The 24,174-nt window shown below is 28.8% G+C and carries 20 protein-coding genes; 13 read left to right on the forward strand and 7 right to left on the reverse strand.

What is annotated here, in order from left to right; all coding sequences use genetic code 11:
- The first annotated feature begins 6 nt into the window (after positions 1-6).
- The 5 genes from C4N20_RS13770 to C4N20_RS13790 are packed head-to-tail and all read left to right on the forward strand — an operon-like array spanning position 7 to position 8,839.
- Positions 7-4,173, forward strand: a complete 4,167-nt coding sequence (locus C4N20_RS13770) for a DUF4280 domain-containing protein (protein ID WP_005977586.1) — start codon at positions 7-9, stop codon at positions 4,171-4,173.
- 12 nt (positions 4,174-4,185) lie between these two features.
- On the forward strand, positions 4,186-5,772 hold the full coding sequence (locus C4N20_RS13775) for a hypothetical protein (protein ID WP_005977583.1): 1,587 nt from the start codon (positions 4,186-4,188) through the stop codon (positions 5,770-5,772).
- A gap of 19 nt (positions 5,773-5,791) precedes the next feature.
- Positions 5,792-6,598, forward strand: coding sequence for a hypothetical protein (locus C4N20_RS13780; protein WP_005977580.1), 807 nt, complete (start codon positions 5,792-5,794; stop codon positions 6,596-6,598).
- Between the two features lie 7 nt (positions 6,599-6,605).
- Entirely contained in the window at positions 6,606-6,920 is a 315-nt protein-coding gene (locus C4N20_RS13785) for a hypothetical protein (RefSeq protein ID WP_005977577.1), read from the forward strand.
- 26 nt (positions 6,921-6,946) lie between these two features.
- Positions 6,947-8,839, forward strand: coding sequence for a PP2C family protein-serine/threonine phosphatase (locus C4N20_RS13790; RefSeq protein ID WP_005977574.1), 1,893 nt, complete (start codon positions 6,947-6,949; stop codon positions 8,837-8,839).
- A 56-nt stretch (positions 8,840-8,895) separates the two neighbouring features.
- Here the strand turns inward: C4N20_RS13790 and eutH are convergent, their stop codons facing one another.
- Entirely contained in the window at positions 8,896-9,993 is a 1,098-nt protein-coding gene (gene eutH / locus C4N20_RS13795; protein ID WP_005977571.1) for an ethanolamine utilization protein EutH, read from the reverse strand.
- A 185-nt stretch (positions 9,994-10,178) separates the two neighbouring features.
- Here eutH and C4N20_RS13800 point away from each other — a divergent pair, with 185 nt between their 5' ends.
- Positions 10,179-11,171, forward strand: coding sequence for an outer membrane beta-barrel protein (locus C4N20_RS13800; protein ID WP_005977568.1), 993 nt, complete (start codon positions 10,179-10,181; stop codon positions 11,169-11,171).
- Positions 11,172-11,294: 123 nt separating this feature from the next.
- Here C4N20_RS13800 and C4N20_RS13805 read toward each other — a convergent pair whose 3' ends face one another.
- Positions 11,295-11,708 (reverse strand): septal ring lytic transglycosylase RlpA family protein, encoded by a 414-nt coding sequence (locus C4N20_RS13805; RefSeq protein WP_005977565.1) that lies wholly within the window; start codon positions 11,706-11,708, stop codon positions 11,295-11,297.
- Between the two features lie 176 nt (positions 11,709-11,884).
- Positions 11,885-12,643, reverse strand: coding sequence for a transporter substrate-binding domain-containing protein (locus C4N20_RS13810; protein WP_005977563.1), 759 nt, complete (start codon positions 12,641-12,643; stop codon positions 11,885-11,887).
- A 384-nt stretch (positions 12,644-13,027) separates the two neighbouring features.
- Between C4N20_RS13810 and C4N20_RS13815 the strand changes: the two genes are divergently transcribed.
- Positions 13,028-13,978 carry an NAD-dependent epimerase/dehydratase family protein gene (locus C4N20_RS13815; RefSeq protein ID WP_005977560.1) on the forward strand — a complete coding sequence of 317 codons (951 nt, stop codon included), beginning with the start codon at positions 13,028-13,030 and terminating at the stop codon, positions 13,976-13,978.
- A 102-nt stretch (positions 13,979-14,080) separates the two neighbouring features.
- On the opposite strand, the gene C4N20_RS13820 is transcribed toward C4N20_RS13815, so the two are convergent.
- Together C4N20_RS13820 and C4N20_RS13825 are read right to left on the reverse strand one after the other, a co-directional pair.
- On the reverse strand, positions 14,081-15,223 hold the full coding sequence (locus C4N20_RS13820; RefSeq protein ID WP_005977558.1) for a M20 metallopeptidase family protein: 1,143 nt from the start codon (positions 15,221-15,223) through the stop codon (positions 14,081-14,083).
- Positions 15,223-16,392 (reverse strand): amidohydrolase, encoded by a 1,170-nt coding sequence (locus C4N20_RS13825; RefSeq protein ID WP_005977554.1) that lies wholly within the window; start codon positions 16,390-16,392, stop codon positions 15,223-15,225. The genes C4N20_RS13820 and C4N20_RS13825 overlap by 1 nt, the downstream gene beginning before the upstream one ends.
- A 160-nt stretch (positions 16,393-16,552) precedes the next feature.
- Here C4N20_RS13825 and C4N20_RS13830 point away from each other — a divergent pair, with 160 nt between their 5' ends.
- The 6 genes from C4N20_RS13830 to C4N20_RS13855 all read left to right on the forward strand — a co-directional run bounded on the left by C4N20_RS13830 (position 16,553) and on the right by C4N20_RS13855 (position 22,067).
- Entirely contained in the window at positions 16,553-17,110 is a 558-nt protein-coding gene (locus C4N20_RS13830; protein ID WP_005977551.1) for a site-specific integrase, read from the forward strand.
- A 117-nt stretch (positions 17,111-17,227) separates the two neighbouring features.
- Positions 17,228-17,500 carry an HU family DNA-binding protein gene (locus C4N20_RS13835; RefSeq protein WP_005977547.1) on the forward strand — a complete coding sequence of 91 codons (273 nt, stop codon included), beginning with the start codon at positions 17,228-17,230 and terminating at the stop codon, positions 17,498-17,500.
- Positions 17,501-17,583: 83 nt separating this feature from the next.
- Positions 17,584-19,164 (forward strand): NAD(P)/FAD-dependent oxidoreductase, encoded by a 1,581-nt coding sequence (locus C4N20_RS13840; RefSeq protein ID WP_005977544.1) that lies wholly within the window; start codon positions 17,584-17,586, stop codon positions 19,162-19,164.
- Between the two features lie 20 nt (positions 19,165-19,184).
- Complete coding sequence (locus C4N20_RS13845) at positions 19,185-20,357, forward strand: iron-containing alcohol dehydrogenase (RefSeq protein ID WP_005977542.1); 1,173 nt, start codon at positions 19,185-19,187, stop codon at positions 20,355-20,357.
- Between the two features lie 33 nt (positions 20,358-20,390).
- Positions 20,391-21,107 (forward strand): Bax inhibitor-1/YccA family protein, encoded by a 717-nt coding sequence (locus C4N20_RS13850; RefSeq protein WP_005977540.1) that lies wholly within the window; start codon positions 20,391-20,393, stop codon positions 21,105-21,107.
- Between the two features lie 15 nt (positions 21,108-21,122).
- A complete protein-coding gene (locus C4N20_RS13855) occupies positions 21,123-22,067 on the forward strand; it encodes an autotransporter outer membrane beta-barrel domain-containing protein (protein ID WP_005977538.1) in 945 nt (314 codons plus the stop codon).
- 52 nt (positions 22,068-22,119) lie between these two features.
- Here C4N20_RS13855 and C4N20_RS13860 read toward each other — a convergent pair whose 3' ends face one another.
- Together C4N20_RS13860 and C4N20_RS13865 are read right to left on the reverse strand one after the other, a co-directional pair.
- Complete coding sequence (locus C4N20_RS13860; RefSeq protein ID WP_005977536.1) at positions 22,120-22,779, reverse strand: GNAT family N-acetyltransferase; 660 nt, start codon at positions 22,777-22,779, stop codon at positions 22,120-22,122.
- 185 nt (positions 22,780-22,964) lie between these two features.
- Complete coding sequence (locus tag C4N20_RS13865) at positions 22,965-24,131, reverse strand: ROK family protein (RefSeq protein WP_005977534.1); 1,167 nt, start codon at positions 24,129-24,131, stop codon at positions 22,965-22,967.
- Between the last annotated feature and the right edge of the window lie 43 nt (positions 24,132-24,174).

Below are 24,174 nucleotides of genomic sequence, written 5' to 3' on the forward strand. Positions count from 1 at the left end.
GGAATTATGAATGAGATAACAGATAAAGAATTGCTAGCAATATGTAATTTATCAAATTTACGAATGGAATTTGCAAATATAATAGAAAGTGAAACAACAGAAACAGTAGAAATAAATGGGAAAAAAGAAGTAAAGAAAATCCTGTCAAATCATACAGTTTATTCACTCTTAGAAAAAGAAATAGAAAGTATAAAATTGGATGAGTTGGGAAAAAATATAGAAAACCCAGATGGAAGTAAAGCACTTCCAAGAGTATTTATGAGAAAAAGAGAAGATGAAAATAAACCATATTCAACAGTATACAACAGTTTAGATGAATTAAAATATACAGCAGGAATAGTGTATGAATACTATGAACATTTTAAAGCAAGTAATAAAAAGGATAATTTTTTAGAAGACTGGGAGATAATATATAGTGGAGATGGATATAATCTTACTACAGAATTTATTGACTATTTAACTGATGTAGAAAAAAATGAAAAGTTGACAAAGGTTCTCCATTTAAAAGATGAAACAGATGAATATAGATTTGAGGTAAGGAAAAATTCTGATGGAGAATATGATATAAAAAAAATAGATTCAAATAATATCTTAGTTGAACCTAGTACAGTAGATAAAGAAAAACTTAAAGAAATATATGAATTAACTGAGCAGGAAGTAGATAATACATTATCAGGGATAAAGTTCTATTCACCAAGAGAATATTATGAAAGTGCCCAAGAAAGAATAAGAATGATAAAAATAGGGTTAAATGTATTTAGAGTTCTCTCTTTCATAGCTCCCCCTATATTTAATGGTATTAAGAAAAGCAGAGAAATAGCAAAAGCAGCTTCAAGTATACCAGAGTTAACTAAGAAAATAAGTGGAGATGTAAGTGAAGAAGTAGTAAAAGCAGCTTCAAAAATGGGGAACAATAAAATTAAATTTGATAACAAAAACTTTGAAAAATATGTATCACAAAAGTATCCTGAAATAATAGAATCATTAAACAATGGTAAAATAAGTAAAGAAGCAGCAGAAATGCAAATAAATAAAGTATTTAAAGAAGGAATTAAAATTTCAATAAAAGGCAGTTCAAAAAGCTTGACAAAGGAGATTAGATCTAAACTCCTGTCAGATATGTATACAACAAATAAAATACCAAGAAAAGTTTTTGAATTTCCAAAGGCAAATATGTACAATTTCTTAGGAATGGATTTAGAGTTGCCAAATAAGCAAGCAAAAAAAATTATGGAAACAAAATTGTTTGAGGGAATGAGCAAATACTTAAAAGGAAAGGGAATAGAACAAGAGGTTTCAGAAAATATAAGTAAATATTTAGAAGAAACAATAGTAATAGGAGGCCGTGATTATTTAAAAAATATAGTTAGCATGATTGAAAATATAAGAGTAGATAATTTAGGAAATTTATTTAACGGTCTAGCAAAAGAACTGAAAATACTGACATTGCTTAATGAAAATGCAGCATATACTTTTTTTGCTGCTAGCTACTCATTAGAATATTTAAAAGAAAAAACAAAAAAACAAGAGTTTATTCCAATAGAAAAAGAAAAAATTAATAAAATGATATTTGAATTAGAAGAGATAAAAAAGGGGATATTAGAAATACCATTCCAAAAAAATATAAAAATAGATTGTTTTGATTTTGGAGTAAATATATTTGCTAAAACAGAAAAATCAGAAGATAAAAAAGCTATAAAAAAAATTGTGGTATGTTTCAAAAATTCCAGTCATGATTCACAAATAAATGAAAGATTGAGAAATGGAGAATTATATAACGAATTGATTCTTTTAGATTTAGTACGAGGATATCTTCTTCCAAAAATATTAGAAGAGAAGATGGAATTAGATGTAAATAAATTGGAAATAGTCGTAACAGGTTTTAATACAGGAGCAGAATTGGCAGGTGTATTTAGAATGCTGAGTGGCTATGAAGCAAGAGTATTTAAAACACGAAGTTTAAACATAGATGCAGAGCTTCTTTCCTTTAATACAAAAGATTTAAGCAACCTTTTTTATGGAAATATATTATCAGTTCTTGAAGAAACAAAAGAGCAGATAAAGAATATTACTATAGATCACACAATAGCACTAATATTGGGATATGTAGTATCAGGTGGAACTTCAATAGTAGCAAGTATTATTTTTTCTACAACAGTAGCTTTATTTAATCTTTATGGAATATATATAAAAGAAAAAAAGATGGAAGAATTATATGTGGCATTATGTAAGGCAGGCTTTATAGAGTGTCCTAAGAAAAATAACTGTAGAAAGTTATTCGCTGATGAATGTGAATATATTAGAGAAAAAAAGATTTTTCCTCCATTAGTAGACAATATTTCAGAAGTATACAAAGGGAAAGTAGCACTGACTTTATATCTTAAAAAAAATAATTCTATTGGATGGGGTACTAAAGAAATTTTTGTTAAAGTAGAAGACTATCTTTCAATATTAGTAGATAAATGTTATTCAGATTCAAGTGGGGCCTTTTATTTAATAGATGCAGACTCTTTAGAAAATGAAAATTATAGAAGTAAAAGATTTAAATATCAGAATTTTCCTGAATCAAGAGATAAAGAAGAGTTTAAAAGAATATTTAAGAAAGATCTTGGAGAAACAGAAAGCTATAAAATGTATAAAGAAATTTATTATGATTTTAGATTACAGGATGGAGAATATATAGTAAATGGTTATGAAGACCACTATGCTGATATTTATGATGATGACCCTCAATGGATTAATATGCATAGTGAAAGCTCGAAAATGTCAGAAAGAATACAAAAATATACAATAAATACAAAGAAAATTGATGAAAATGATAAAAAAATAGAAATGAGTTCTGGAAATATTTTGAGTTGGTATATTAATATTAACCATAAAATTCAACAAAATTATCAAAATGGAAAAATAAAACCATATAGCTGTTTTTATACAAAGGGATTTGATTATGGAACAACAGCTTATTTAAGAAAAGAAATAGTAAATTCAGAATATGATGAAAATAAAATAAATAATGAAGAGAAAATGTCAAATGTAATTTCCACAGATAATAGTGAATTTGTATTTTTTCCATTGGTAGAAGGTGGAAATATAATAGTGGAGAAGCTTGATAATGAAGAATACATAGTTTCCAATGAAAGCATAAGCAATGACTATATAGGAAGTGTATTTAGAAGTTACATGGAGGATTATTATTTAAAAGGGACAGCTAAGATTAAACCTAAATTAGATAGTTATGAAGATGATAAAAGAAAAAATAAAGACATTATTACAGATAATAAAGAATATCAGAATGAATATATTAATATGAGTCCAGTTCCTATTAATTTGAAACCCAAAACAAAAGAAGATTATTACTGTAATATAATAGGTGGTCATCAAATTGTATTGGAATCAAAAGAAAAAGGAAAAGACCTGAATATGGAATTTATAAAAAAAATGGAAGAAGCAATATTTTTTAAAATAAAGGAAAAAAATATAACTGAACCTTCCTTTCCATTATTCTTTAAAATACTTGAAAAATTAAATAAAGCAGGGAATGATTCTATCCTATCTTCATATTATACAATAAGTAATGAAACTGGGGCAAAAGCTAATCCAAATACTAAAATATTGAGAATAGGCCATATTGAAAACGGAACTGAAAACTATGATGAAAAATCTTTAAAATATATCTATAATTACTATTATGCAGAATATATTAAAGGAGTATTTTTTAATCCAAATGGTGCTAAAAAGAAAGAACTAGATAGAATAAGAAGAGGATTAATTGAATTTAAAGGAGCTGTTTCCAGAAAAGGTGAAAAAAATGAGGAAAGAGAAGCTGATAAAAAAGTAGTAGTTTCTCAAGCGGAAATAATATGTAGCAAGAGTAATGGAACAACTTCTAAATTTATAGCAACAACTTTAAAAAATGCAACTGCTGATAATAAAATAATAGGATGTTCAAAAGATAATGTTCCAATTGTAAATATAGAAAAGTTTCCATTTTGTTCTTCAGATAAAAATGGTATTTGTAAATGTGAAATACTTCATGAAACAGAATGGAATAATTGTTTAGAAACAAGTGAAATTTTTGGAAAAATAGTTACAAATAAAAGTAAATTAGTATGTCAAAGAGGTGGCACAATTTCGATAGTAAAAACTAATACAAAAAATATGGATGGAAAATAGAAGGGAGGAAGAATGGAACTAGAAACTAACTATTCAGTTGCAGATTTAAAAATTTTATTAAGTAATAATGAAATAAGAAGTGAAGGATATTTAGTAGAAGAATTTGAATTAAATTTTCAAGAAAATGCTCATAGCAAAATAAATATAGAGATAAAAGTAAAGAAAGAATATAAAAATGATTGGGGTATCTACACAAGGGAGGATATAGGCAATCAAGCAGAAAATAATGTTTCTTTTGATGTCTTATTGAAAAAGAGAAAGTGTTTTTCTGGAATTGTTCAGAATATAATTGTTATGGAAGAAGACTCAGGAGATATAAAAATAAAATTAGAAGCTCTTTCAAAAAGTGAAAAAATGGATAGAGTTAAAAGATATAGGGTATACCAAAATCCTCAAATAAAATACATTGATATAATAAGAGAAATAGCTGGAAGATACAATGAGGAAATAAATATATTAGGGATAGAGTTAGAAAATAAGGATACAAATATTCTAAGTGAAAAAATAAAAAAAGGATTGATTATTCAATACTATGAAACTGATTGGGAATTTCTAATAAGAATTGCTTCACATTTAAAAATGGCAGTATTTAGCATGGGAGCAGGAGAAATATCAATTGGATTTATGAAAGGAATAGAAAGTATAAGAGAATGGAATAAAAACAACGGAAATATAGGAAGAGGAATAGATAAATTTAACAATATTTCATATTATCTTACTTCTGTTGATTTTTATAATCTAACTGATAATATAATTGAAAATGATAAAAAAAATATGGGGATAGTAACAAATGGATATATAGGTTATAAAAATGGAAAGTTTTATGGAGAATATTCTACAAAGCAGAAAGATTATATTTATGAATATATTCCAAATGAAAATATAAAAGGCTGTATGATAGAAGGAAATGTTATGAGTCTTCCTATTGCTAAAAATGGAAAAATAGCAATAATGACAGTAGATTTTTATTCAGGATTGCAGAAAGCTGCTTCAAATAAATCTCGTAATATAATAGAAATTGAATCAGGAGGAGATTGGTTTTTACTTAACAATAAAGAAGAAAGATTCAATTTTCCATATACTACTCCTTATTCAAAAACAAATACTGGGTATTTTTGCACTCCAGAAATAATGGATACAGTAGCAGTAAACTTTCCTACTACTGAAGAGAGTGAAGGATATGTAGTTTGGGCAGTAAACAATGAAGGAAACATAAGATTCAGTAATCCTTATGTAAGAAATTATACAACAAAATTTGGAAATACTAGTGAAGAGGTCTGCTATGATTTTAGATTAAATGAAAGTAGTTACTTAATTGAGTGTGCAGAAGATGCAAGAGAAATTTTTAATAATAAAATTATTGAATGTAAAAATAATATATTAGTAAATTCAAAAAATAATATAACAATAGAAAATGCTAATGAAGTATTGTTAATTACCAAAACATATGATGTAGAAGTTGGAGAAAACTATGCCGAAAGTGTGAAATCTAAAAAAAGCTGTGAATATGGAGAACTAACAGAAGATATAAGTAAAGCTAGAAAAGTAAGGTGTGAAATTTATGATGTAACTACTGGAGCTTATAAAGTTAAACAATAAACTAAAAGATGGAGTATAAATGAAATTAAATTATTCAAATGAAAATATATTAAAAAAATATGATATAAAATTTAAAGAAAGTATAATTACCTCTGAATATTCTGAAGAGAAGAATGAACTGGAAATTAAAATTGAAATTGAATATAAAGGAGATCAGATATCATTTTTTATAGAAAGTGAACTAAAAGAAGAAGAAGGAAGATTAGAAAGTATTTTAGAACAAATGAATAAAATTTTTAATAAAATAGATTGTAAGTTAGATAAAAATGGTCAAATAGAAACTGTGACAAATGTTGAAGAAATGATGAAAAAATGGGAAAATTTAAGAAAAGAAAATTTCTTTAAACTTAAAGATGAAAATATAAAAGAATTTATATTTAAACTAAACAGAATAATGAATAATAGATATAAATTAATAGAAATGATAAAAAGATTTAATGTTATGCCATTTTTATTTTTAGGAGTTTATAATCAAGAAATAAAAAAATCAAGTCCTTTAAGATTAAAAAGAAAATTTTATAATGTTTTTCCATTAATAAATATTCCTATCCAATATGAAATATATGATGGAAGTACAGAAAAAGAGAAAATGGGTAAATTTATATTAAAAGAAGATGAAGGATTTGATCGAAGAGAATATGTAAAACAAGTATTGGAATGTTATCCAATAAAATCAGAACATAAAATTGGAAGCTTTGATTTAAAGGGAGAAGGATATTGTTCATTTGATAAAAATGATTTATTAAAAGAAATGGAATTAAAATTAGTTATAGAAGTTAAAAATTTAATAAATTATAAATGCACTTATGAAATTAAAGAAAGGTAGTAAAAATATGTTTATAAGATTTGAAATTTTTTGTAAACCTGCATATGAAATAGCATTTTCTCCAATAGATGATATTGAAGAAAATGTAGAGATACCGGTAGTGTATACAGAAAAAGATATTATAACAATTGTAATAGATGAAATAAGAAAAAAAAATATTATAAAAAAATACATGGCATTGGATGGGATAGCTGCAATAAAAGATTATGAAGTTGAAGTGGATAGTGAAGAAGAAACAGATGAAAAAACTGTAATTGATAAAAAACTTGCTATGAATTTGAATCAATTTTCAATATTTAAAGGGATAATAGATTTTATATAATAAAAAATAAAAAATGAGGTTAATACATGAATAGGGAAAAGATTAAAGAAGAAAACGAAGAAAAAAAGGCTATGCAGTTGAATCTTTCAGGAAGAAAGTATCAGAGCATATTTATAACATCTTTTCTTTCTGACAGAGGAGATAAAAGTGTAAATAATGATTATCTTACATATATTGAATTAGAGGAATATGGATGTTGGATAATAGTAGATGGAAATAATGGGGGTGTCTTTGAACATAAGATAGCACCTTTCATTGGAGAAATGCTTATAGAAACATTTATAGAAAATCCTACTATAGACAGAAAGAAAATAGAAAGAATGCTGCTTCATGTACATAGAAGATACAGAGAGATGCAGATAAGCAATAGTGATGCAGTTGAAGAATACAGCAGTTGTTCTATTGCAATGGCAGTAACAGATTATTCCAAAGTCACATTTGCCAATGTAGGAAATGCAAGATTTATGATGCTGAGGGATAACTATATAATAAAGAAAAGCAAGGATAGTACTTTAGCCTTTCTTATGTATGAAGCAGAGAAAATACTATATGATGAGATAAGATTTAGAAAAGATAGAAATATATTTACACATAAGTTTGGCATTGATAAAAATATAGCTGTCAATGTTTCTAAAACTATGACACTTCTTCCAAATGATAAGATATTACTTATGACTCAGGGAGCATGGGAAAACCTTGATGAAGATGATATTGAAAAAGATACTGCTAAATCACAGAGAGTAGGACAATGGATAGGAAATCTTGTAAAATCTATGAATAAAAATTGCTACATGAACTTATCTAACCATACATTGTGTGGAATATTTATAAGCAGACCAGCTCCTCTTTTCCCAGAGCCAGAAACATGGATGAGCAGTATTAGAAAGAGTTTTAATGCAATAGATAAAAAACTGTATAAAATAGGAGCTATAGTATTATTACTATTTTTGATTCTATTTGGAGGAAAGAAATTTTTCCAATATCAAAAATTGGAAAAAATGTATAGTTATGCTGTAGAAAAAGAAAAGTCTGGGGATGCTATGATGGTAGAAAGGAAATATAGGACTGCTTCTGAAGACTATCAAGCAGGTATTGAAAAATATATAGAATTGAGTAAATACAGAGGAAATAGATATGAAGAAAGAATAAAAGACTTGGAATATTTTTCTAATCAGGCTAAAATTTCTGAAAAGATAGCTCAAAGTATAAGTACAGCAGGAATAATGCTCAAAAATCAAGAGTTTCAAAAAGCTGTAGATGAATTAAAATCTGCTGATGTTCTTGCTTTAGAATTGAGAGAAGATAATAGTTTAAAAGATGAAGTAAAATACAAATTGAAATCCGTGGAAGCTTTAAATAAAGCATATGAAGAAAAATTGAAAGCAGATGAACTGTATCTTCAAAAAGCGAATACCAATAAAAAAAGACAACAGATGAAAAAAGAAGCTATGGAAATATATGAAAGAATAGCTCCTGTATTTTTAGAAAGTGATCAGAAAGTTATCTATGATGAAATAATTGAAAAAATAGAAGCTGGCAAAGCACCTGCTACAAAGAAAGCTCCTGTAAAAACAACAACTGCTGAATCGCTTTTAAAAGAAGGAAATAAAATGTTTGAGCAGTTTAGATACTATAAATCATACGAACTTTATAATTCAGCTTTAAAAAAATCAAAAGACCCTAAAATGACAGAAATGATTAAAGGGAAAATAAATATGAATGGGATACTTTTAAGAGGAGTACAAAGTGAATTAGATGGTGACAGGCTGTCAAAGAATAAGAATAACAAAGAAGTAACAAAAAATAAATATAAGGAAGCTATGAATCACTATAAGAAACTTAAATATAATGATTATATGCCTTCACAAAGATATAATGTAATAGTAGAAAGATTAGAGAAAAAGTTAAAAAAATTTTAATATAAAATATAAAAGCCAGTCTTTATTGAGAGAGCTCAATTTGACTGGCTTTTTGATTAATTTAATTTTTTAGAATTTTTAAAATCTTTGTTATATATGAAATTTGCTACAAACATAGCTGAGACTCCTCCTATGAGTTTAGCAGCTATTACAGGAAATACAAGAGCTGTGTCAACTCCAGCTGTAAATCCAAGATGGCTTCCCAAAACAAAAGCACCACTGACAGAAAAAGCTATATTTATTATCTTTCCTCTTTCATCCATATCTTTTAAAATATTATACATAGGTATATTATGAGCAAGACAGGCTATAATTCCAGCGGTAGAATTTTCATTTATTCCAAAAAGCTTCCCTAATTTTACTAAAGGATGTTTAAATACTTTTGTTATAAAATACACCATTGGAAAAGCACCAGCTAAAGTCATTCCTATTTTACATATTATTTTAACAGCTTCCAGTGCAGGAATCATACCCTGTACCAATACCTTTCCAGTAAGAGTTTCTACTATCTGCAATGCAAGTCCAATAGTTATAGCTATAAACATCACTTTAGAAAAAAGTGAAAATGATTTAGATACAGCTTTCGGATATTTAAGAAGTGCTACACATATAAAGAAAGTAAAAATAATTGTAGGTATTAAATTGAGTATAAGCATTTTGAAGCTGAATCCTGCTATCAATCCTCCAAAAAAACATCCTAATGGAATAGTAGAAAGTCCAGCCATAATACCTTTAGATAAATATTTCTCATCCTCTTTATTTATTATTCCCATAGCCACCGGGATAGTAAAAGAAAGAGTAGCTCCCATAGTGGCAGCTAGAAATAATCCACCAAAAAATCCAGCTTCCTGTGAGAGAGCAAGTTCCATGCTGAGAGAATATCCTCCCATATCATTGGCTAAAATAGTCCCAGCAAACATTGCAGGATCAGCACCTATTAACTTATACAGTGGTGTAATAACAGGTTTTAAAGCAGAAGCAATCAATGGAGAAAGGGATATTATTCCCAGCATAGCCAGTGAGAGAGTCCCAATAGCCATTATTCCCTCTTCAAATTTCTTTCCATAGCCAAATCTGTTCCCCAAAAGTCTGTCAACAGCACCAACTAACATAAAAAATATCATTAAATAGATGATAATATTATTGATACTCATTTTTTTCTCCTTAAAAATTTATTAAATTCAATATCAATTATAATATATTTCTAAGAAAAATAGAATAGTTTAAAATCAAATAGTTTCAAAAAAATATAGATATGAGAAAAAATCTTTGAAAAAAAGCTTTATACCTGTTAAAATTATAGTATAAGATTAAAAGGAAATAGAAGAGGTGGTGCTTTATGAAAAATATATTGTTCATACTGTTTTTTTCATTATCTGCTGTAGCCAGCGGATTAAAAGAAGTGCCTATGCTTGAAGAGAAATCAACTGTAAAAAAAACTAAAAAAATAGATGATAAAATAACTGTAAAAGAAAATAAAGTACCCAAGGAAGTAAAAGAAACTATTAAAAAAGATATCACCGACTCTGCTGAAGATGAGCTAAAGAAAGAGAATCTACAGGAAGAAAAAGCAATATTTGTCATGACTGAAAAATTAACTGAAGATAAACTGAGAGAAATAATAAAAAATGCTGAAGAATCTCCCGAACCAGAAGTAACTGTTGATATGACGCAGGGAGAAGAGAATCTTCTTATAAAAAGAGATCTGGAAGAATATACTAATTTAGAAGCAGGACAGTCAGAAAGCAATGTAGTTAAAAAATATTATGATTTTATAGACACTTTAAACGAAAAATTAAAAGAACATGATTTTGAAGACAAAACAGAAGTTATACATGTTGGACATGAAGTAGCTAAAGAGCTGAGAAGTGATAAGCTTATACCTGATGTAGAATTGGGGGTAGGAATGTCTTATCAGGATAGATACAGCTTAAAAAAAGATAGAATTGCTATGTTTGATCAGGAGCAAAGCGGAAGATTTTTTGTAAAGGAAGCAGCAGAGGAAAATGCAGATATGGATTCTATTCCATTATATGTAACTGGAAGGTATAAACTTCCTCAGATGGATGAGTGGCGTCCTTATTTAAAGCTTAATTTAGGATATGCTGTAAATAATATAGGAGGAAAAAGTAATTCCAGATATAAATCAATTAATGATACTGTCAATTCACAAAATGGTTCTTATTATGGAATGGGTGGAGGAATAGAATATAACAATGGTCTTACTTTAGATTTGATGTACCAGGTAAGTGAAGGAAGCAGCAGCTCAGACAGTAGAAAAGATGATGACAGCAGGGTGACTGTATCAGTAGAATATAAGTTGGATATATAATAAAGAGTATTTAAAGATTTTATCCGATAATGAAATAAATAAAAAATATTGTTTTATAAATATCCCAGCTTATATTCTTAAATTAAAAACCAGAAGAAATTATCCTCTGGCTTTAATTATTCCTTATCTTTTAACATATTTTTGATATTCTCTGGCATTAAAAACAGGGCTTCCATGTTTGTACTTAAAGGTATTTTTTTCATTCAGCACTTTTATTTTTACTTTTATAAGCCCCTCATTAGGGTTGGCTATTTTTGCAAAAGATGCCTTACTCAGATCAATTTCACGTCCATATTTTTTACCAAAAGATCCTCTATCTGTCACCACGACTACAACAGATTTTCCATTTTCCTTATTTGTTACCTTTAATACAGTTCCAAAATCATGTGAATTAGATGCACAAGTATATTGTCTAGAGTCGTATATATATCCACTTGCTGTACTTTTCCCCTCAAATCCTTTTGCATACCAGCTTGCTACTTTCCCACAAGCAGTTTGAGACATCAAAAATGCTATAATAAGAAGTCTTTTTAACATTCTCCCCATCACCCTCCTCTTTTATAAGCATTCTTTTAATTATTATACCATATTATTCCTATATATTTAAATAAAAATGACTATTTTTAGAATTAAAGAGTAAAAAACGATGTGAAAAATATCTGTTTTTCAAAAAAAAAGAGAACTTTTAATTTTAAGTTCTCTCTTAAATAATATTATTTTAAGTATTGATTTTTAAGTTCTGCTATTGTTCCTCTTACTTCAAGTTCAGCCAAAATAAAGTTTATAGTATTTAAAAGATGCTGTTGATCTTTAGCTACCATATATCCCATCTGGCTTTTAGTCAGAGTAGCATCTGTCAATGACCCTTCTAATTTAGGATTGATTTTCTCATAAGTAACAGCTTCAGGATTTTCAGTTACCATAATATCAACTTCTCCCTTTTCTACAGCAACTGGCACATCTAAATTATTTTTATAACGAATTATTGTGGCATTAGATAGATGCTCATCAGCAAATATCTCATTAGTTCCTCCAATATTTACTCCTACTTTTACACTCGGCTTATTGACAGCTTCAATCGAATTATATTTTCCCTTTTCTCCCTTTCTTACAAGATAGCATTTACCAAATACTAAATAAGGGTTGCTCATTTGAGCTTCTACCTGTCTTTTCACTGTTCTTGTTATTCCACCCATTGCTACATCATATTTATCTTCATTTAAATCTGATATAAGAGTTTTCCAAGTTGTAGGAACAAATTCGATTTTTACACCTAATTCCTTAGCTATAAGATTAGCTATTTCAATGTCATACCCTTCATATTTATCTCCATTGAGATAAGTAAATGGTTTATAATCTCCTGTTGTTCCGACTCTGATAACACCTTTTTTCATTATTTCCTCTACTTTATCCTTTCCATATGCTGTAATGCAAGATAGCAGAAGAATGATACTGATAAGAATTTTTTTCATGTTTTACTCCCCCTTGTTTATGATAGATAGATTATATCAATAACAAAAGCAAATTAGTAGATAACAATAAAAAAATTTAAAATGTTCGTATATACCTATTCTGAAGCTAAAAGATTCAACTGTTTACTAGGAAAATTATATAAAAAGTTGTTCCTCATTTACAAATGATAATGTAAATAAGATTAAAATACAGCATTTTTAATTTTGAAAAAAATATACTGAAACTGGAATTTATATGGGAAGTTGACTTTTATATGAAGTGCACTTTAGAGAATGGGGAATTTAAATAAGGAAAATGTTAAAATTATATACATAAAAAACTTTGCAATATTTTTTTATATAAACTATCATATAAAATATAATAAAAAATTTGATGGAGGCGATATGAAAAAAATTCTATTAATGGGTGGAAATCAGTTTTTGGGAAAAAGATTATGTGAATTTCTTTTAGATAAGGGATATACAGTTTATATTCTCAACAGAGGAAATAGAATAAATCCTGATGGAGCTGAATTTTTAAAATGTGATAGAAATATAAAAGATGATTTATGTAAATCTTTGAAAGATATCTCTATAGATTATATTGTAGATATATCAGCATATACCAGAGATCAGGCATCTCTTATTCAGGAAGTAATGACAGGAAAATATAGCCAATATATTCTTATAAGCAGTGCCTCAATATACAATGATATGAAACATATTCCAGCAAAAGAAACAGATAATACTGGAGCAAATGAAGTATGGGGTAAATATGCTGAAGATAAATATTTAAGTGAGAAAATTACTATTGAAAATGCTGAAAAACTAAATTTTAAATATACTATATTCAGACCATTCTATATTTATGACCCTGAAAATAATTTAGATAGGGAAAGTTATATGTTTGCAAGGTTTGAAAATAATATGCCTGTTTTTATTCCAGATAAAGGAGAAGAGATAATTCAGTTTGGTTATATTGATGATTTATGTGAAGCTGTGAATTTTTCATTAGGTAATTCTGATTTCTTCAACCAAATATTTAATATTTCTGGTAATGAAAGAATCACCATAAAAGATTATGCTGAACTGTGCAGCAATATCTGTAATAAGAAACCTATGATACAATATATCGATCTTGAAAAAGAAAATTTAAAAGCAAGAGACTGGTTTCCATTTAGAAATGAAAATCTAATAGGAGATATATCTAAAATTACTAAAACAGGATTTAAAAATAAATATTCATTAGAAGAAGGATTAAGAGAAACATATTTACACTTGAAGAAAAATAAAAAATTAGGGATGCCTATACTTAGTGATATTGAAAAAAACTTTCAAAAAAATAAAAAAGGATAAAATAAAGTAAGAATGAAATTTGGAAAGTAGAAAGGTTTGTTATTGATATAAACCTTTCTGCTGAATTATATTCCTATCTATAGATTATCCTCTTAAATATTTTTATAATGCTTTCATAGCGTAAGCTATATTTTGGAAAGTTTCCACACCTTTTAATAAAGCTGCTTCATCAAAATTAAATTTTGGATTATGCAGTGGATAAACATATCCTTTCTCTTCATTTCTTACTCCAAGGAAGAAAAATAATCCCGGAACTTTGTCAAGATAGAATGAAAAATCTTCAGCAATCATTTCTGGTTTTGCTTCAACAAAATTACTCCTCTTCACAGCTTCTCTGAATACATGATAAAGCTTTTCATCATTAATTACAGGAGAATACACAGGGGTGAAATTAAAATCTATTTTGACACCGTAGGAAAGCTCAAATCCCTTATTGATATTTTCCAGTCTTTCTTTGATAAATGCCATCATTGATTTAGAAAATATTCTGATAGTTCCAAGAAGTGAAACTTTTTCTGGAATTATATTTCTTGCACTTCCTCCATGTATAGAACCAATAGTAAGAACCATAGGGTCAATAGGAGTTATATTTCTCGATACAACACTTTGGTATGCTTCTATAAGTTTAGAAGTTATAAGAATAGTGTCGATACAGTTTTGAGGTTCTGCTCCATGCCCTCCTTTACCATAAATCTCTATATCAAGATTTATAGTTTGTGCCATAAGTGGTCCTATCTTTGTAGATACTGTTCCTTCAGGAAGCAATGGAAATAAATGCATTCCAAATATAGCTTCTATATTTTTATTTAGGAATTTTTCATGTACAGAAAGATATCTTGCTCCACCTTTCCCCTCTTCTCCCGGCTGGAATATAAGGACAATAGATTTATTAAATTTTACTCCTTTATCCTGCTGCTCTTTCAGCCATACTGCAAATGTCAGAAGAGTAGCAGCATGTCCATCATGTCCGCATCCGTGTGCTCTTCCATTTGTAGAAGCGAAATCACAGCCAGTATCTTCAGTTATAGGCAGAGCATCTATATCACTTCTAAAAGCAATACATCCCTCTTCTCCTTTGAAGTGTACCATAGTTCCTGTAGTATAATGTTCATTAACTATTTCTTCATATGGTATTCCATATTTTTTGAGCTTCTCTCTTATGTACTCTGCTGTTTTGTGTTCTTCAAAAGCTACCTCAGGTATTTGATGAAGTTCTCTTCTGAATTTTTTAAGAAGTTCTTTCACTATTCTTCCCCCTCACCACTGAAAACTACTTTTCCATCTATGATAGTATATTCAACTTTTGCATCTATTTGAAGAGGATCAGCTGACCAGATAACTATATCTGCATCTTTACCAACTTTGATAGATCCCACTCTGTCTTCTAATCCTAATATTTCAGCAGGGTTTATAGAGATAGCTTTAAGAGCTTCCCATTTATCAAGACCATCTTTTACTGCAAGAGCAGCACAAATCGGAAGATGTTGAAGAGGGATAACAGGACTGTCAGTTGTTATAGATATTTTTATTCCAGCTTTATTAAGAACAGCAGCTGTCTTAAAAGATTTATTTATAAGCTCAACTTTTGTTCTGTGCCCTAAGCTTGGTCCAACAATCATAGGATAATTTTCTTCAGCCAATTCATCAACTATACATCTAGCATCTGTTGAATGATCTAAAGTCATTTTTACATTAAATTCTTTAGCTATTCTGATAGCAGTGAATATATCATTTGCTTTATGTGCATGAGCCTTTAAAGGAATTTCTTTTTTCAAAACAGGGATTAAAGCTTCTAGTCTTGCATCATATTGAGGTTTTTTAGTAATATCATCTCCAGCAGCTTCAGATTTAAGCATATATTCTTTTGCTTTTTGAAGAGTCTCTCTAAGCATACCAGCAGTTCCCATTCTAGTAGTAGGCATTTTTCCTTTTGTTCCATAAAATCTCTTTGGATTTTCTCCAAAAGCACATTTCATAGCAATAGGAGCTTTTATTATCATTTTATCTATTCTTTTTCCAAAAGTTTTTATAGCAGCAAATTGTCCTCCAATTACATTAGCACTTCCCGGTCCAGTAGCTACTGAAGTAATTCCCCCTTGATAAGCTTCAGTAAATACTCTGTCCATAGGGTCAATTCCATCAATTGCTCTTAATTGAGGAGTTATTGGATCAGACTTTTCATTAACATCATCATTTTCAAAACCAACACTGTCTCCCATAAGCCCTAAATGACAGTGGGCATCAATAAATCCTGGAGCTACTATTTTATCTGTAGCATCAATAATTTCATCATCTTTCTTAGGTTTAATACTTTTTTTAATTCCAGTAATTTTACCATCTTCTATTGAAATATCCATTTTTTCAAATTTAGACTTTTCAACATCAAGTAAAGTACCATTCTTTATTATAATCATTCTAAAAACCTCCCAAAATAAATTATACATATATTCTATAACAATAAGAGTAATATTGCTATACTAAAAATAAAAATATTTCTCTCATCTAAAAAATGTGGTATATTTTATATATGTCTATACTACACATATATTACATGCTTAGGAGATGAAAGTAAAAATGAAAACTAGGGCCTTAAAATTTGACGAATTAGAAATAATTTTTTTATTTATAAAAAGCGGAGTAAGAAGAAATGGAATAAAAGTCAGAGCTAACGCACAAGTACATCTGATTTGTCTTATTCAATTAAATACTGGACTTAGAATAGGAGATGTGCTAAGTCTAAAAGTAAGTGACTTTGTTGATGGTAAATTATCCATAAGAGAGCAAAAAACGGGGAAAATACAGAATAGAAAAATTAATTATGAAGTTGTTAAAATAGTTGAAGCTTATTGTAGAAAGCGTTTTCTTAGTAGAAATGACAATATTTTTGATATATCATCTAGATGGGTGCAGAAAATATTAAAAAAAATCGCTATATGTGCTTCTATTGAAGGGCTATCCACACATAGTTTTAGAAAGACCTATGCTCATATTCAATATACAAATAATAAATTTAATATAGAATTAGTTAGGCGTCTATTAAATCATTCTTCAATAGCTGTAACTCAAAAATATCTCGGAATAACAGATAATGATGTGAATGTTGCCTCTGAAGGATTTAAAGTAATTTTCTAAAATATGAAATTTTTAAAACTTTCTATTTACAAAATGAAAAATAAAGGTTATATATATAGTAAGTAAGAATTACAATTTTAAGAGTTACTTTTAATTAAAACCCAAGGAGGAACAAATATGACTAAAAAAGAATTTGTGGAATTATATGCTAAAAATGGTGGATTTACTAAAAAAGAAGCGGAAAGAGCAGTAAATTTATTCTTAGCTTCTGTTGAAGATACACTTGTAAAAGGAGATGACATCACTTTCGTAGGTTGGGGTAAATGGGAAGTAAAAGAGAGAGCTGCTAGAGAAGTTAGAAATCCTCAAACTAATAAAAAAATGAGAATAGAAGCTAAAAAGGCAGTTAAGTTTAAAGTTGGAAAAACTCTAGCTGACAAAGTAAAATAAAAAAGCCAGCCTGTGTTCAATTTCACAGGCTTTTTTATTGTTATTTGATTATTATATATGGTATAATTTACTAGAGGTGGAACATGAGAGTAAATATTAATAATATAATAATTTCAATAGCTAAAAATCAAGATAAGGAAATATTAAAAGAGCTTGAAAAAAGAGGAATAAAAAAAGAGAATATAGAAATGCTCATATGGAATAAAAGATCCATAGACAGCAGAAAAAAGAATGATATAAAATTTATTTATAATATAGAAGTTTTATTAAAAAAAGAATTAGATATATCAGCATTATCTAATGTTCTTCCAGTGAAAGAAAAAGAAAAGATAATAAGAGAGCCTTTATATAAAAATAAAGAAGTAGCAGTAATTGGTGCAGGACCAGCAGGACTGTTCTCAGCATTAAGACTTGCTGAACATGGATATATTCCCCTTGTTTTTGAGAGAGGAGAAGAGGTAGATAAAAGAGATATAACTAACAACAGATTTATAGCTGACTCTATTCTTAATCCAGAATCAAATGTACAATTTGGAGAGGGAGGAGCTGGAACATATTCTGATGGGAAACTTAATACAAGAATAAAAAGCGAATATATAGATAAAGTATTTAGAGAGCTTGTTGATTGTGGAGCTCAAGAGGAAATATTGTGGGATTATAAACCTCATATAGGAACTGATGTATTAAAAGTAGTAGTAAAAAATATCAGAGAAAAAATAAAAAGCATGGGAGGAAAATTCTATTTTAATACTAAAATGGAAAATCTCCTTATAAAAAACAATTGTGTTATTGGAATCGAGACTATAAATAAAGATGGAGTAAAAGAGATTATCAGTACTGACTCTGTAATACTGGCAATAGGACATTCTTCAAGAGATACTTATAGGATGCTTCATAAAAATGGAGTTCATCTGGAAAATAAACCCTTTGCTGTGGGAGCAAGAATAGAACATCTGAGAAGTGATATAGATAAAATGCAGTATGGAAAATATGCTGACCATCCTTTATTAGGTGCAGCCACATACAGTGTAACATATAATAATAAAAAAGAAGACAGAGGAGTATTTTCATTCTGTATGTGTCCAGGTGGAGTTGTAGTCAATGCTGCTTCAGAAGAAGGAAAAACATTAGTAAATGGAATGAGCTACTCTAAAAGAGATGGAAAATTTTCAAACTCCGCCATTGTAGTAGGAATAAAGGAAAATGAATTTGGAGATGAACTTTTCTCTGGAATGAAGTTTCAGGAAAATTTAGAAAGAAAAACCTATGAAATTGGAAATAATTATGGTGCTGTTTACCAAAATGTTATAGATTTTATCGAAGGAAAGAAAACTTCTGGAAGTATTGAAAGCAGTTATGAAATGAAAATGAATTCATATGATTTAAATAATCTATTTCCAAAATTCATGACTGATAACATGAAGGCTGCCTTTCAACAATGGGGGAAAAATAGTTATTTTATATCAAAAAATGTAAATCTTATAGCTCCTGAAACACGAACCTCTGCTCCTGTTAAAATAACAAGAGATATAAAGGGGCAATCCATCAATATAAATGGATTATTTCCTATAGGAGAGGGAGCTGGGTATGCTGGTGGAATAGTAAGTGCAGCAGTGGATGGTCTTAAAATAGTTGACCTTGGTTTTACTAAAACTATTATTTAATTAAAAGGGAGGAAAATCATATGAAAAATTTCAATTATAACGTAAGTACAAAAATCCTTTTTGGAACTGGTAAAGTCGATGAACTTGGAAATGAAGTTAAAAAAATAGGTAGTAGAGTCCTTTTAGTATATGGTAAAGGAAGCATAAAAAGAAACGGACTTTATGATAAAGTTATAGAAGTATTAAAGAGAGAAGAAATATCTATATTTGAACTTCCTAATGTAGATCCAAATCCTAGGATAGAATGTGTATATTATGGAGCTGAAATATGTAAAAGAGAGAATATTAACCTTATCCTTGCTATAGGTGGAGGAAGTACTATAGACTGTGCTAAGGCAATAGCTGCACAAAGCAGATATAATGGAGATATATGGGAAGATTTATATGTAAAAAATAAGATGAAACAGCTTACTTCTGCTTTGCCAGTAGCTTCTGTTCTAACACTTGCTGCCACTGGAAGTGAAATGAATGGAAACAGTGTGATATCAAATATGAATGAAAACAGAAAGCTAGCTATAGGAAGTGACCTGCTAAGACCTGTTTTCTCTATACTTGATCCAATATATACTTACAGTGTAAATAAATATCATACAGCTGCTGGAACTGCTGACATAATGAGTCATATATTTGAGCAGTATTTTTCACCTGATCATGATGGATTTTTACAAAATCGTTTGATGGAAGGACTTTTAAAGACTATAATACACTTTGGTCCTATTGCATATAATGAACCTGAAAATTATGAAGCAAGAGCTAATCTAATGTGGGGAAGTTCTTTAGCATTGAATGGACTGCTTACTTATGGTAAAATATCTACAGACTGGGCAACTCATGGAATGGAACATGAACTAAGTGCTTATCATGATATAACTCATGGTGTTGGACTTGCTATTCTTACTCCTGTATGGATGGAATATGTATTGTCTGAAGAAAATGTTCATAGATTTGTAGAATATGGAAAATATGTATGGGACATTTCAGGGGATGATCCTATGGTTATTGCAAAAGAAGCAATAAATAAAACTAGAGAATTTTTTAAATCTCTGGATATCCCAAGTACTTTAAGAGAAGTAGGAATAGAGGAAGAAAATCTTGAAAGAATGGCTGATGCAGCTGTTGCTTTTGGTCCTCTTGGAACAATGAAAAAGCTTCACAAAGCAGATGTACTTGAGATTTTAAAAAGGGCTTTTTAAAATTTTAAATATAAATTAGGAGGTAACATAATAATGAACGAATACGATTTAAATGAAATGCGTAACGAGCAAGGAGTTTATGTCAATGTAGAAACGACGAACAAATTCCTTAGGAAAGTTTTTTTGAACATGGTAATTGGAGTACTTATTACAACACTAGTACCAATATACTTATTTGGTTTTAATGCAAGACTGCTGTATGCTATAATGCCTTATTTTAAAATAATAATGTTTGCAGAAATAGCATTGGTATTTGGATTAAGTTTAGGAATTAATAAGATGTCTTCTGGAACTGCAAGAATGATGTTCTTTCTTTATTCACTAATGAATGGAATTCTTTTCAGCAGTCTGGGATTTGTATTTCACCCTGTGAGTATATTTTATACTTTAGGAGTGGCTCTGATAATGTTTATAGTCATTGCAGCTTATGGGTATACTACAAGTGAAGATCTTAGCAACTATGGTAAATATTTAATGACAGGACTTATCAGTATAATTATAATGTCAGTAATCAATTTCTTCCTTAAAGCTCCTTTTCTTTACTGGATTGGAACTGTATTAGGAATAGTTATTTTCTCAGCTCTTATAGCTTATGATGTTAACAGAATCAAAAAGATAGCTTTCCAAATGGCAAACGGCGACGAAGAAGCTATGAATAAACTTGGAATAATTGGTGCATTGAATCTCTATCTTGACTTTATAAACCTATTCTTATATCTGTTAAGAATATTTGGAAAAAGAAGAAGGTAGTCTGGAGGAGATTGAATGAAAATAAAAAAATTACTCCCTTTAGTATTTGCAGCTATTTCTGTCAGTTTATTTGGAGGAACACATGACCTTCAAACAAACCTTTCAGAGATAAATGGAAAAATTATAACTGACAGAGGAAGAAGTCAGTTCAGAGAAAGCGTAATGTTTAAAAAAATGGATAGAAGAGGTTACAGTGGCAGTTCTCAATATATTGAAGGAATAGGAAAAATCAAGTCTTCTTATGATAAAGATGATAATAATACTGATTATGATGCAAAGATTAAAGGATTTTTAATGGCCACTAACAGTACTTTCTTATCTAACCCTGACTTCATGACAGGAATGAGCTTTGGTTATATAAGATCAAGGGCTGAATTTGATGATCAAGATGACAGCAGCCAAAAGATAAGAACTTATGGATTAAATACTTATCTTGCATATAACAAAGAAAACTGGCTTTTTATTGGAAGAGCTGGATATGATGAAAGTAAGAATATTTTAAAAACTACAAATATTTCTAATATAGTTTACAGAACTAAAAACTATTCTTTAGGAGCAGAGGGAGGATATTTCTTTGAACTTGGAGAAAAGTCACTCCTTTATCCATACTTAGGAGTTGGCTGGAATCAGTATACTACTAAAGGTCATGATGGAATATCTACTTCTAATGACAGAGTAGGAAGTGGAAATGTCGGACTTATGTATTCGAAAGAAATGGGAGATAAGTTCTTATTTACAGGAAATGCAGAATGGTCTTATGAATTTGCAGATAGAAAAAAATTTATTACAGATTCAGGAAAAATAAAGGCATTGGAAGTATCAAGAGATACAGGAATGTTTAGTTTAGGTTTAGGATATTATATTGATCCAGACTTTTTAGTAAATGTAAAATATCAAGGTTATGTAAATAAAAATTATTACTATGACATGATAATTTTAAGTTTTATACATAATTTCTAATATTAATAATATAAAACAAGAGGTTGACTAAAATCAACCTCTTTTATATTTGTTAAATTTTTATATTTTCTGGATCTTCTAATTTATCAGCCATTTCTGCAAATGTATCTTGTGATGGCTCATGTCTTTTTTCTTTTGGTGGAAATGTTGATTCATACTCAAAAAACTCATCTCCTCCAAATGGAATATCACTTAAAAATTCATGAAGATTTCCAGAAATTCCTTCCAGAGAACCAGGATAAAGCTCCATAGCTAAAAGTGCTTTAACAAAAACGCCATCAGCTCTTGCTATTCCAAACTTAGCTGCACTTTGAAATCCAACTCTTGTATAGTACCCAGGGTAACCATATATAGCTATTCCCTTATATCCCATTTCAGCTGCTGTTTTTTTACTATGTTCTATTAAAGCTTTTCCTATTCCAAGATTATGATATTTTGGATCTACACATAAGGGGCCGAAATTTAAAATCTCATGGGCTTTCCCATTTTTATCTCTTACTTCAGCTTTTGTATAGAAAATATATCCAACTATTTCTCCATCTTTAACTGCTACAAAGTTAAGTTCAGGAATCGTTACTTCAGAATCTCTTAAATAGTAAGGGATAAAATGTTCGCTGGCTCCTAGAACATATAGATTCCAAAAGGCTTCTCTAACCATCTCTTCAACTTTTCTATAATCATTTTTTTCTTCTAATCTTATTTCTAATTTCAATATTATCCTCCATCTAATTATATTTTTGACCGCGAATTTTTATCAAAACCTATAATAGAAAAGGACTTTTACATCCTTCCATTATAGGAAGAATACACTCTCATTATTTATCATCTAAATCACCTCTAATTAAAATTTTATTATATAAATACTCTATTTTAAAAAATAAAGACTATATCATATATTTAAACATCTTCGTTGTATGTTTTATAAAATTCTCCCAAGGGAATAAATGCTGCTCCCAATAAATTAGCATTATCAGAAAGAGAAGAAAATTCAAGAATATCTGTATCTTTACTGAAAATATTATTTGAGAAAATTATCTCTTTAAGTAAAGGTTCAAAATATTCTTTATAATCAGAAATTTTTCCTCCGATTATTATTTTATCAGAATTCAGCATCATCAAGGCTGTTTTTATTCCTAATGCTAAAATCCATGTATATCTCTCTAATATATTCTTACCTTTTTCTGTTTCTATAAATTTTTTCTGGAAGATATCTTCATACTCTTTAATTTCACATTGGAATTCTTTTTCAAATTCTTTCATTAAAGCTAGATTAGAACAATATTGTTCAAGACACCCTTCACTTCCGCAAACACATTTATCTCCATTTGGGATAATTGGAATATGCCCTATTTCCCCAGATTTATTTCCTTTTCCTCTGTACAACTGATCTTCAACTATAATTCCAGAACCTATACCAGTGTCTATTGATATGAAAAGAATATTTTTCTTTGTCTGAAGTCCAGAGTGATTAACTATATACTCACCTATAGCACCAGCATTAGCTTCATTTTCTAAGAATATTGGAAGACCAAATTCTTCTTCTATTTCTTTCATATCCTGATTAAGAAGAGTAAAATTTCCACCTAATTTTATCATATTATTTTCTGGATCTACAACTCCCGGAAGAACTATCCCTATTCCCTTTATAAATTCTTTTTTATCAAATTCCCATAAAAATTTTTTCAATTCGTTTATGACCAGAAAGACAAAATTCTCACTATTAATAAATTCTTCTTTGACAACAGTCTGTTTTAATATTTTTCCATCAAGATTTATCAGAACCATAGATATATGATTCATTTCTACTTTGATTCCTATGGAAAAATAAGCATTAGGATTAAATTGATATTTTACCGCTTTTCTGCCAAGTTTACCACTGTTAGTTCCTGTTTCATATATCAGCTTACTCGTTAAAAATCTTTCTAATATTTTCGTAACTGTTGGTATACTGATATTCAAATATTGAGATATTTCTAACTTGCTGAATTCTCTTACCTCCACCAGAAATCTAAAAGTTCTGTTTTCATTTCTGAGTTTCTCTCTCTTTTGATAAATTATTTCCATCTTTTCTCCTTTTGAATAGTTGGATACTTCTACCTATATTTTT

The sequence above is a fragment of the Fusobacterium ulcerans genome (genome assembly GCF_003019675.1).
In the GTDB taxonomy this organism is placed as follows: Bacteria; Fusobacteriota; Fusobacteriia; order Fusobacteriales; family Fusobacteriaceae; genus Fusobacterium_A; species Fusobacterium_A ulcerans.